This is a genomic window from Pseudogracilibacillus amylolyticus (SeqCode) (genome assembly GCF_051918545.1).
Taxonomy (GTDB): Bacteria; Bacillota; Bacilli; order Bacillales; family Amphibacillaceae; genus Pseudogracilibacillus.
Genome location: NZ_JBPPZG010000121.1, coordinates 1 through 12,129, shown reverse-complemented (window position 1 = coordinate 12,129; position 12,129 = coordinate 1). Strand labels below are relative to the sequence as shown.

Genomic DNA, 12,129 nt, shown 5'->3' with positions numbered 1-12,129 from the left:
CCTACAAGCATTCTTAAACTTTCAATGATCGCTTCTTCTGTAGGTTTTTGATTATTTTTTCTCATTAAATGTGCTAAAACTTCTGTATCGGAAGTGGTCTGCAAAATACTTCCCGCTGCCTCTAAATTTTTCCGTATACTATCCGCGTTAACAATTTTCCCATTATGCGCAATTGCTGTACTACCATTTAACGTACGGAACACAAATGGTTGGACATTATTAAACACACCATCATCTTGCGTTGCATTTCGGACATGTCCTATAGCAGCATGACCTTGATTTTTATTGAAATTAAATCCTGAAAACACGTCATTTACTAAACCAACATCTTTATGAACAGTTAATTCCTTCCCATCAGTCACAACAATTCCTGCCCCGTCTTGTCCACGGTGTTGCTGTGCATGTAGTCCATAATATGTTATTTCAGCAGCCTTCTTATGACCCCAAATAGCAAACATTGTCATTCCTCATTTTTTTAAGTTGTTTTCGTAAACCTTCCTGCACATTATTTAGATAACTTGCATGCTTTAGTATTGTTGCTTTCTGACAAAGTTGAATCGTAAGTGGTACAATTTGTTCTCTATGAGAATTACTATCTATAAAAGTGATAGAATTTGTCTGTAGTGTTATCCCGTGTACCTTTTCTATGCAAAAATACTGGATAACGGCACCGCGACGACTGCTCTCGTACCTCTTCTCCGTAGAAATACCGAAGAACGGCACCGCAACAACCTCTACTTTTATTTAGAACCCAGTAAGGTTGGAATACTTTCTTTCCATCCTTTTTTAAGTTCATCTATTTTTTCCTCAATTAAAACCTCTCCATCAGCCGTTCGTACAATAAAGTTCTCTTCAGTAACTGTACCCATTTTAGTTACTTCCAGCCCAATTTTTTCAAATGCTTCCACGTTTTCCGCTTTTACCGAAATAACAAAGCGGGATTGTGTTTCACTGAATAATTCTACTGTTGGGTTATCTTGTAACGTAACATCAATTCCAACGTTTCCACGAATTGCTTTTTCAGCAAGTGCGACTGCCAAGCCACCTTCAGCAATATCTTCAGCTGAAGCAAGAATTCCTTCTTGGATGGCTTGTAAAATTTTTGTTTGACGTTCTTTTTCAATGTCTAGATCAATTTGTGGTGCTTTTCCTTTATACTCGCCTTGTAAAAGATTTTGAATTTCTGTTCCGGCAAATTCTTCATCTGCTTTTCCTACTACATAGATCACATCTCCGGCTTGTTGAAACGCATTTGGCGTAATATGATCGAGTGATTCGAATAATCCAACGATTCCAATTATTGGAGTAGGAAAAATCGGCTCTCCATACGATTGGTTGTACATGGATACATTTCCGCTAATGACAGGCACGTTTAACGCTCGGCATGCTTCACTAATTCCATCAATGCTTTTCTCCATTTGCCAAAACACTTCTTCATTCGTTGGATTTCCATAGTTTAATCCATCCGTAATTCCAATTGGTTTAGCACCTGAAACGATAATGTTTCGACAAGCTTCTGCTACAGCAATTTTCCCGCCAACTTCTGGATCTAAATAAATGTAACGAGCATTACAGTCTGCCGAAATAGCGATTGCTTTATCTTTTCCTTCAATTTTAACAACAGCAGCTCCAGACCCCGGTCCGACAAGTGTATTCCCACGTGCTTCTGAATCAAATTGATCATACACCCATTCCTTACTTGCAATCGTTGGGCTCTGTAGTAACAGTTTTAACATTTCACCATATTCTTTTATTTCCGGTACAGTGTTTTCAAGCTTCTGAAATTCCTTATAGTAGGTCGCTTCTTTCGACGGTAAATGGTAGACAGGTGCATCTTTATCTAACGCATCAACCGGAAGATCAGCCCAGATTTTTTCTTGATGCTCGATTCGAAAAACTTTTTCCTCGATTACTTCACCAACTGCTACTGCTTCAACATCGTGCTTTTGGAACAGATTGATAATTTCTTGTTCTGCACCTTTTTTCACAACTAACAGCATTCTTTCTTGCGTTTCCGATAACATCATTTCATATGCAGACATATTTTCTTCTGCTTGAGGAACTAAATCTAAATTCAATAACATTCCCGTTCCTGCTTTTGATGCCATCTCACTTCCTGATGAGGTTAACCCTGCTGCCCCCATATCTTGCATGCCAATAAGAGCGTCATGATGAATCACTTCGAGGCATGCTTCGATTAAACGTTTTTCCAGTTCGGGATTTCCTGCTGCAGGACTCGCATCATCAGACTGTTCATCAACGGACGAATGAGTTGCACCATGAATACCATCACGCCCAGTCGGTGCTCCCGCATAAATGACTGTATTACCGACACCTTCTGCAACACCTTTCTGAACTTCATCGTGATTAAGTACGCCTACTACCATTGCGTTTACGAGTGGACTGTCTTCATAACATGGGTCGAATTTTATTTCTCCACCAACAGTTGGAACACCAACATTGTTTCCGTAATGGGCAATTCCTTTTACTACTTCTTCAAATAAATATTTTGTTCGATCAGATAGCAATGGGCCAAATCTCAATGAATTAATTGCTGCTATTGGACGAGCTCCCATCGAAAATACATCTCGTAAAATCCCACCTACACCTGTTGCTGCACCTTCAAAAGGGTTAATTTTTGATGGGCTATTATGGCTTTCCATTTTAAAAACTACTGCTTGATTGTCGCCAATATCAACAACACCTGCGCCCTCACCTGGTCCAACGAGAACTTGTGGTGCTTTTGTAGGGAATTTTTTTAATAACGGTTTTGATGTTTTATAACTGCAGTGTTCGGACCACATTACCGAGAAAATCCCTGTTTCTGTATAATTCGGACGACGTTTTATAATTGTTTTAATCCGTTCGTATTCTTCGTCTGAAAGCCCCATTTTCTGGTATTCCTTCTCACGTTCAATTTGCTCTGGATCCATATTTTCTCGCATCTCATTCGTCTCCTTTATCATGTAATAATGATATTTTCATCTCTGTTCCAAAATTGTTCCACTTCCATTACAGTCGAAGTATACTGTGCAGTAGGAGAAATTTGTAAACCTAGTTGGTAAACCGTTGATTTCCGCCTCCGGGCAGTTCGCTTTCCGTGGGCACGGCTTCAGACTCTGAAGCAGAAACCCACTGCTTCTGAGTCTTCAGACACGTGCTTTTCCCACAGGAGTCGACTGCCCTCCGGCTCCAATCAACCATTGTGATAGTAGTATTAAACTGTGCAGAGCTGTTTCCAAAACACACCCAGCGAAGGAAATACACGGAGACTCCTATGGGAGGATAGGCTCAACAGCCGCCCATGGAAAGCGCAGTGTATTTCCGTAGCGGTAAGATAATTACTGCTCCAAGTTACTGCACAGTTTATGGATATTCAGCAACACAGTTCACGGATAAACAGCGCTGGGTGAAGTGATTTTATAATCCTAACCGCTCAAAAATAAAATCAACATTTTTCAAATGATACGTATGGTCAAAACAGTCCTCAATCTCTTCATTGGACAAGTTTTCTTGAACGATTTTATTTTCTTCCAGTAATTGTTTGAAGTGCGTTTCTGTCTCCCAAGCTTCCATTGCAAGCGGTTGGACAACTCCATATGCTGCTTCTCTAGACAATCCTTTATCAATTAACGCAAGCAGTACTCGTTGTGAAAAAATAACCCCGAATGTTTTATCAATATTCCGTTTCATGTTCTCTGGATTAACAGTCAGGTTTTTCACAACATTTGTAAATCTGTTTAACATATAATTTAGCGCGATTGTTGCATCAGGTAAGATGACACGTTCTGCAGATGAATGTGAAATATCGCGCTCATGCCATAAGGAAACATTTTCATATGCTGTAACCATATACCCTCTTACAACGCGTGCCATTCCACTCATATTTTCCGATGCGATTGGATTACGCTTATGTGGCATTGCTGATGAGCCAGTTTGTCCTTTACGGAAAAATTCTTCGACTTCCCGAGTTTCTGTTTTTTGTAGACCGCGAATTTCGGTTGCAAATTTTTCAATCGATGTAGCAATTAATGCTAGCACGGACATGTACGCTGCATGGCGATCACGCTGCAATGTCTGAGTTGATAATGGTGCAGGTGATAAGCCTAAATGTTTACAAACATATTCTTCAACAAAAGGGTCAATATTCGCATAGGTTCCAACTGCACCAGATAACTTTCCGAATTCAACACGCTCTGCTGCTTCATTAAAACGATCTAAATTTCGCTTCATTTCTTCATACCAAAGTGCAAGTTTTAATCCAAATGTTGTTGGTTCGGCGTGAACTCCATGCGTTCTGCCCATCATTACCGTATGTTTATGTTCGATTGCTTTTTCTTTTACTACGTCAATAAAACGTTCAAGATCTGTGCGAATAATTGTATTCGCTTGTTTTAATAGATAAGAAAGTGCTGTATCCACTACATCTGTTGACGTAAGTCCATAATGAACCCATTTTCGTTCTTCCCCAAGCGATTCAGAAACTGTTCTAGTAAACGCCACAACATCATGGCGAGTTTCTTGTTCGATTTCATATATTCGCTCCACAGTAAAAGCAGCTTTTTTTCTTATTTTCCCGGCATCTTCTTTTGGAATAACACCTAGTTCTGCCCATGCTTCACAAGCTAAAATTTCTACTTCAAGCCAAGCGTTATATTTATTTTCTTCTGTCCAAATCGCACCCATTTCCTCTCGGGTATATCGGTCTATCATGTAAGATCCTCCTCATATGCGCGTTTATAACTATCAAGTTCATCCAACTCATGGGCAATAAATGTAACATGTCCCATCTTTCGTTTTTCCTTTGCCTCCGCTTTGCCGTATAAGTGAACATACGCTTCTGGTAGCTGATCAAGTGCTCGGAGTGCTTTTGGCATATCTTCTCCTAGCACATTAATCATCATTGCGTTTTGATGTAATATAATCTCAGGAAGAGACAATCCACAGATTGCACGAATATGCTGACTAAATTGCGATACATTGCAAGCCTCAATCGTATAATGCCCTGAATTATGTGGGCGTGGTGCCATTTCATTAATAAAAATTTCTTCACCTTTTACGAACATTTCAATTGCAAAAGTTCCAACAATATTTATTTTTTCAGCTAGTAAAGTCGCTGCTTCTCTCGCTTTTTGACGTAAAGTATCCGAAATTCTTGCAGGAGCAATTGTTTCATATAAAATATGGTCTTTATGATCATTTTCAGAAATAGGGAAAAAGGTGATTTCTCCAGACTGGCTTCTTGTAAAAACAGTTGATATTTCTTTTTCAAACGTTATCCACTGTTCAATAATAAACGTACCACCTTGATCAGCAAATTGGATTGCCGCCTCTTTATCTTGTTCCGTCTCTATCTTTAATTGCCCTTTCCCGTCATAACCACCACGACATGTTTTGATTACGGCTGGTAGGGTTATTTTTTTAAGTGCCGCCTCACATTCAACTCCATTATGGACGATTGAAAATTCAGGAACAGGAAGTCCTGCTTCTTTCATGATATTTTTCTCTTTCTCCCTATTTTGTGTCACTTCGAGTGCAAAAGCTCCTTGTGGAAGTTTACCTGCTTCTTCGATATAAGTCGCAGCACCTAAATCGACATTTTCAAATTCATATGTGATCACATTACTTTTTTCCGTCAACTGTTTAATTGCTTCCATATCATCATACGGGGCAACTATTTGACCATCTGCTACTTGAGCAGTCGGACAATTCGGGGTTGGATCTAAAACAATAACATTATACCCCATATATTTGGCCTCGATTGCCATCATTCGACCAAGTTGCCCGCCGCCAATAATTCCAATCGTTTGAGGAGGTAAAATTTTTAAAATAGACTTATTTGTTTGCAAGATCTTCCCTCATTTCATTGACTGTTTCTTTCATTTTTTTCCGATAATTATCTAATTTAACCGCAGTATTTGTATCAAAAAGACTGATGATTTCAGCAGCATAAAGCCCGGCATTTGTTGCACCTGCTTTTCCGATCGCCATCGTTGCAGTTGGAACTCCACCAGGCATTTGCACGATAGAGAGCAAGGAATCCATTCCTCCTAAAGCCTTCGTTTGTACAGGAACCCCTATGACAGGCAGGGTCGTTTGCGATGCAATCATTCCAGGTAAATGTGCCGCCCCGCCTGCACCCGCAATAATCACTTTCAGCCCTTTTTGTCTAGCAGTTTTTGCATATTGGAACATGTCATCCGGCGTCCGATGAGCAGAGACAACTTCTTTTTCGTAATCTACCCCTAACTCATCTAAAACGTCACAAGCATGTTTCATTGTTTCCCAATCTGAAATACTACCCATTATAATGCCAACCTGAGCCATTAATACGCACTCCAATTCTCATTTTTATTAGTGTATGTAATTGTCAAAAATCAACTAAATTGGCTTAAAAAATGTAAAAAAGTCTATTCCACTCCTATGCGTATAGGAGAAGATGAATAGACTTGCTTGTAATCATTCATAAAAAAGAGAGAGTTTTCTCATTTTCACCACATCATCCTCCCCCATAGTCGTAGCATTTACGGTGCAAACGTAGAAACTTTCGAGCCATATTCTCAAAATTATATGGGGAATCTATATGTTTTTTTAGCTTTACTTACTTGTTTAAGTATAACAAACTGGCAATTTATTCGTCAATTAAATTACGAACATTTTGTTATAATTTAGGTTTAATGTTCGGCTTTTGTGTGCGCGGTTTCGTTAAATGACTTGCTGGAAGTTGGTCATCAATGATTTCCTCAACAACCTCATCATCTTCCATTATTTTTTCAGTTGGAACAACATCTTTTAAAACCTGATCTTTCGTCTTGCCATTTTGCATCATATTTGTTCTTCTTACTTGTTTCACCCAAAATCCACCTTGAATATGTTTTGGTTCATAAGCGACCATAAAAGCACGTGGATCAATTTCGGAAATAAGTTGATATAACCTAAGTTCCTGTTTTCTTGGCGTTAATATTTGCATAGATAAACGGTCCCCTGCCATTCCGGAAGATGTCCAACTCGTTACGCCGAATCCTTCTTCTCTCAGCCGATCGGTAAAATTTAATGTAGGATTGGATGAAATGACATTAACGGTTATATATCCTAAAGCTAACCGTTCCTCTATGATAGAACCGGTAATAATTCCGAGTGCAAAACCAACTGCATAAGCAATAATATTTTGAATGCCGTCCAAATTATCTAAGACAATACTTAACCCCAAAATATAAACGATAACTTCAAATGTACTGACAATTGCTGCTAAATAGCGACGACCTTTTAATGTTAAAATCATTCGTATCGTCGAAAATGTAACATAAACGATATTGATCACTAAAATTATCGCAACGATGGCGTAAGCATTATTTAACAAGATGTTCCCTCCGATTCCTTCTTAACTAATATCAGACTTAATGTATTCGTTATCTGTCATAGAAAGAACAGCATTAATGAGAAATTTTGAATAATTAATGACTCATTCTTTATTCGGACCATATACACGATTTTCTATGGATGACTCATGTCCACGCAATCTTTTTTGTAAAGACCTTTTCCAATTCGGTGCAAGTGCTGAACAAGACGCCAATTCATAAGCTAGATTTAAATCCGCTTTTTTTACATACATTATTTCGTTACAAGCAGCTACAGACCACTGTGGGTATGGTCTTTCAATAAGTTCTAATTCAACTCCCGCTTCCACATAGCCTTCTTGAAGTACGCGGTAATACCAACCAGTTTTTCCAGTCTCCTGAATACGCAGTGCAAAATCAAGTACTTTAAATCTCCGGGCAGGTTTCCAACAAGGCCTACGTGGTTGAGAAACTTGAATAATTGCTTCACCAAATCGATATGTATCACCAATATATACAGTGTATTCATCCGCTTTTTCCATGACAAGGTTTTCTCCCATTGCACCTGCATCAATTTCAATGTCTAATTCTTGCTGCCAATATGGATAATGTAAAGCGGAATAAGCGAATAACGCCTTTTCAGGACCACCATGAACTTTCTTATCAGCTACTTCATCTGCTGCTAAACCTGATTTGGAGAGCCAGATTTTCCCTTCTCTCTCTTGTTTAAACATCCCACTTTCCCACGGTCGTTCAAATGGATTTTTTGCATCCTTCTCGCCCATTTGTTTTACTTTACCCGTGCGAAGTTGTTTTATAAAAGGAAAATTCATATGCACCCCTTCTTTCATAATATGGTATAGTTAAAGCGTGCTTGGTCTTTCTTATATTTTACTACGTTTAATCATTTGAGAAAAGTCGAGGTGGCTAAGATTGTCGAGAAAAGATTCTCTAGTTTCTCTGAAATTACTTATCTTTCATTTTCATGCAACAAACACGATCATTATTAGTTTTTTACCTCTTTATCTAAAATATAAAGGATTAACCGGTACCGAAATCGGTTGGGTGCTAGCGATCGGACCATTCGCCTCGATTATCTCTCAACCTTTTTGGGGATATTTAAGTGATAAGTACAAAACGGTAAAATGGATGCTCATTATATCCGTTATTGGGATGTTACTTGCAAGTATCACCTTTTTCCAAATGAATCATTTAGCTACTATTTTGCTATTTGGTGCATTTTTTTACTTCTTCTCTTCTCCGGTAGGCGCACTGAGCGATAGTTTGGCACAACGTAGAGCCATTGATTTAAAAATCTCATTTGGAACAATCCGCATGTGGGGATCTATTGGCTTCGCTTTTTCTTCTTTAATAGTCGGAGAAATTTTAACAAAATTCGGCGTTCAATATATGATTTGGCCCTATGTCATTATTGGAACTGTGTTACTCTTAATTGCTTTTACGATTCAAGATGTCAAAGCCGATTCAGCACCAGTGCAATTAAAAGAAGTTAAAAATTTACTGATGAACAAACCATTTATTTTGTTCCTTGTTTTTATGATGTTTATTAGTATTGGTCACCGGGCAAATGATAGTTTTATGGGTATATATATTACGGAACTAGGTGGTAATGAAAGTTTGGTTGGACTTGCATGGTTTGTTGGCGTTATTAGTGAGGGTGCTATTTTTGCCTTTGCAGGATTTTGGTTTCGTAAATACCATCCGATAACTTTCATCGTTTTTGCTGCTTTATTATATAGTTTACGGTGGTTCATTTACGGCACTGCAACTAGCCCTACACTAATCATTTCCCTACAAGTCTTACACGGCCTTACTTTTGGAATTTTTTACGTAACAGCTTTTGATTATATTACACGAATTATACCAAAACTTTTACAGTCAACTGGCCATCTTATTTTTTATTCCGTTCTATTTGGTGTCTCAGGGATCGTCGGTTCAATGGGTGGCGGAACGATTATTGATCATTTTAATGGTCAAACTTTATATTACATAATGGGCATTCTATCCTTATTCGGAGCAATAAGTTTCATAGGATTTCATTTTGGAATCCAGCGTAAACGAAAAGTAAGGATTGAAAAAATAAGTTGAAGCACTGCTTTAACGTTCTGCTCAAAAACTAACGATAATTATTACTTGCAACCATTAAACCCTTACTATGTAATAAAAGTAAACTGTGCAGTAGTGAAAATTTTACTACCTACAAAAATGCAGACAAATTACAAAGTAAAATACCGCTACGGAAATACACTACGCTTTCCGTGGGCGGCTGTTGAGCCCCTTCGTGCTACGCACTTGGGTCTCACCGAGGCCTTTCCTCCCACAGGAGTCTCCGTGTATTTCCTTCGCTGGGATAGATTTATTGGACAAAAAGGCAATTCTTTAATTTGAGAATGCATACTAGCGTAGGCAGAATACGTAGACTCCTACGGGAACAGCACGTGTCTGAAGACCCCGCAGCGGTGGTCTTTCCGCGAGGCAGGTTAAGTGCGCGACGTCCTGTCGCAACACCTGCACTTGCACGTCCTGTGTTTCGGAGGCTGAAGCCGTGCCCGTGGAAAGCGTAGTATTCTGCCGAAGCGGTCGTTGTATTCAGTAATCTTGCAGAAGTTACTGCACAGTTTATGGAGATTCCGAACTAAAACAGCATTTAGACAATTCATTTGAAACGAAAGAAATTAATTAATTCGATAGATCATAAAGTACTTCTTGATTATTTCAAGTATGACCTGAATCTTGAAATAGTTAAAAATAGCATGTGAATCCTTTTCGATATCACATGCTATTTTCTATAGGTTTCAATTTACGTTAAAAAGATAAAATATAGAACAAATATAACACTTAATCCATACATTACCGGATGAATTTCCTTCGCTTTCCCCTTCATAATCATCGTGATCGGATAAAAGACAAAACCAATCGCAATTCCTGTTGCAATACTGTATGTTAATGGCATCGAAATAATCACTAAAAATGCCGGTACAGCAATTTCAAAACGATCCCATTCAATATTTTTAAGTGAAGTCGACATTAATACTCCAACAATAATTAGTGCTGGCGCCGTCACCTCCACTGTGATGACCGCGAGTAACGGCGAGAAAAATAACGCAAGTAAGAAAAATCCTGCAGTTACAACCGATGCAAATCCTGTTCGCCCGCCAACTCCTACCCCAGCAGTAGACTCAACAAAGGAAGTTGTTGTGGAAGTACCAACAACTGATCCGACAACTGTTGCTGAAGCGTCTGCGAATAATGCTTTGCCTGCCCGTGGTAATTTATCGTTTTTCATTAACCCAGCCTGTGTCGCTACTGCTACAAGGGTTCCAGCTGTATCAAAAAAATCAACAAATAAAAATGTTAAAATAACAACAAGCATTTGTAGTGTAAAAATATCACCAAAGTTTATAAATGCCTGTCCAAAAGTAGGCGCTACACTTGGAACAGAACTAACAATATCACCGATTCCTTTTGGAGTAGGAATTAGTCCAAAAATCATTCCTACAATTGAGGTAAGAATCATTCCGTAGAAGATTCCGCCACGGACATTTAAACTTAGTAAAATAACAGATATTATAATTCCAAAAATAGCAAGTAAAACAGGTGGAGATGTTAGTTCTCCAATTGCTACTAATGTTGCATCATTCCCAACAATAATTCCCGCATTTTGAAAACCAACAAAAGCTATAAAGAAACCAATTCCTGCACCTACAGCCATTTTTAAATTCCCTGGAATAAAATTAATAATTTTTTCCCGTAAACCAGTTAACGTTAAAATAATAAAAATAATTCCTGATGCCAGTACGCCTGACAATGCTGTTTCCCAGGGGATGCCATATCCTAGAACAACCGTATAAGCGAAAAATGCATTTAGCCCCATACCAGGTGCTAAACCGATTGGATATTTGGCGATTACACCCATTAATAATGTACCAACTGCAGCTGCAATTGCTGTTGCTGTAAACACTGCACCTGGATCCATTCCTGTACCTTCAGGAACATCAATGCCTGCTAGTGATAAAGTTGCCGGGTTAACGAATAAAATATAAGCCATTGCTAAAAATGTCGTCATCCCTGCCATAAACTCGGTACGATAATTTGTGCCTAATTCTTCGAAGCGAAAATACTTCTTCAATCAATTTCCTCCTTATAAAATGCTTTGCCACCCGATGATGACATTTGCGTTTTCTAGGAGAAAAAGCAAAAAAGCACCCTTTATTAAAAAGAGTGCTACCTAACTATGCTAAAAAAGTAATTACAATGACAGAATAAACGGATAAACATTTTATCCGAAAATTCTAATCAAATTACTATTCTAAGCGTAGTCCGACCATTTACGGTGGTCTGGTAGAAACTCTAAAGCCAATTCTCTAGATTATACGCAAAGCTTTTATTGTTGTTATCATTTATATCATACTGACAAAAAAGCGGTTCGTCAATGTTAAAAACTTAAATTTTTCTATTTTGAAATGATTTCGTTTATACCATAATTATTAAAGCACTGTTTAAAATTATCGCTTAATTCTAATATTTCTTAATCCAAAAGCCGGTTATTTTCATCGACAGACATAATCCTTGTTTCCGTTTTTTCAGCAACCGAAAGTTTTCCGGACCCATCACACACACTACATTGATACTGCCATCCTTCATCATCTGCTTGCATTCCAGATCCGTGACAAGCTTTACAAGGTTCTTCTCTCATCGAGATGCCTCCTTCGTTTGTTTTACCCAGTTAATTAAACCACCTGCTAAAATAATGTCAATTTGTCGTGGTGAT

The 12,129-nt window shown here is 38.4% G+C and carries 10 protein-coding genes and 2 riboswitches; of the genes, 1 reads left to right on the top strand and 9 read right to left on the bottom strand.

What is annotated here, in order from left to right; all coding sequences use genetic code 11:
- From ACPYKA_RS13395 to ACPYKA_RS13365, 7 genes are all read right to left on the bottom strand, one after another.
- Positions 1–458 (bottom strand): class II glutamine amidotransferase (locus ACPYKA_RS13395; protein ID WP_479542759.1); only part of this gene is annotated, 458 nt, incomplete at its 3' end.
- Positions 459–740: 282 nt separating this feature from the next.
- Positions 741–2,945 carry a phosphoribosylformylglycinamidine synthase subunit PurL gene (gene purL, locus ACPYKA_RS13390; protein WP_479542758.1) on the bottom strand — a complete coding sequence of 735 codons (2,205 nt, stop codon included), beginning with the start codon at positions 2,943–2,945 and terminating at the stop codon, positions 741–743.
- Positions 2,946–3,420: 475 nt separating this feature from the next.
- Positions 3,421–4,713 carry an adenylosuccinate lyase gene (gene purB / locus ACPYKA_RS13385; protein ID WP_479542757.1) on the bottom strand — a complete coding sequence of 431 codons (1,293 nt, stop codon included), beginning with the start codon at positions 4,711–4,713 and terminating at the stop codon, positions 3,421–3,423.
- Positions 4,710–5,849 carry a 5-(carboxyamino)imidazole ribonucleotide synthase gene (gene purK / locus ACPYKA_RS13380; RefSeq protein ID WP_479542756.1) on the bottom strand — a complete coding sequence of 380 codons (1,140 nt, stop codon included), beginning with the start codon at positions 5,847–5,849 and terminating at the stop codon, positions 4,710–4,712. Before purK ends, purB begins: the two co-directional genes overlap by 4 nt.
- Positions 5,836–6,327 carry a 5-(carboxyamino)imidazole ribonucleotide mutase gene (gene purE / locus ACPYKA_RS13375; protein WP_479542755.1) on the bottom strand — a complete coding sequence of 164 codons (492 nt, stop codon included), beginning with the start codon at positions 6,325–6,327 and terminating at the stop codon, positions 5,836–5,838. Before purE ends, purK begins: the two co-directional genes overlap by 14 nt.
- Positions 6,328–6,492: 165 nt before the next feature.
- Positions 6,493–6,594, bottom strand: a riboswitch (purine riboswitch).
- Between the two features lie 67 nt (positions 6,595–6,661).
- Positions 6,662–7,360 carry a DUF2179 domain-containing protein gene (locus ACPYKA_RS13370; RefSeq protein ID WP_479542754.1) on the bottom strand — a complete coding sequence of 233 codons (699 nt, stop codon included), beginning with the start codon at positions 7,358–7,360 and terminating at the stop codon, positions 6,662–6,664.
- A 102-nt stretch (positions 7,361–7,462) separates the two neighbouring features.
- Positions 7,463–8,170: an MOSC domain-containing protein gene (locus ACPYKA_RS13365; protein ID WP_479542753.1), complete on the bottom strand. Its 708-nt coding sequence runs from the start codon at positions 8,168–8,170 to the stop codon at positions 7,463–7,465.
- A 100-nt stretch (positions 8,171–8,270) separates the two neighbouring features.
- On the opposite strand from ACPYKA_RS13365, the gene ACPYKA_RS13360 reads away from it, so the two are divergent.
- A complete protein-coding gene (locus ACPYKA_RS13360) occupies positions 8,271–9,446 on the top strand; it encodes an MFS transporter (protein ID WP_479542752.1) in 1,176 nt (391 codons plus the stop codon).
- Between the two features lie 712 nt (positions 9,447–10,158).
- Here ACPYKA_RS13360 and ACPYKA_RS13355 read toward each other — a convergent pair.
- The gene (locus tag ACPYKA_RS13355) at positions 10,159–11,487 is read right to left on the bottom strand and encodes an NCS2 family permease (RefSeq protein WP_479542751.1); all 1,329 of its coding nucleotides are present in this window, start codon (positions 11,485–11,487) and stop codon (positions 10,159–10,161) included.
- A 167-nt stretch (positions 11,488–11,654) separates the two neighbouring features.
- Positions 11,655–11,755, bottom strand: a riboswitch (purine riboswitch).
- 131 nt (positions 11,756–11,886) lie between these two features.
- The gene (locus ACPYKA_RS13350) at positions 11,887–12,054 is read right to left on the bottom strand and encodes a hypothetical protein (RefSeq protein WP_479542750.1); all 168 of its coding nucleotides are present in this window, start codon (positions 12,052–12,054) and stop codon (positions 11,887–11,889) included.
- Between the last annotated feature and the right edge of the window lie 75 nt (positions 12,055–12,129).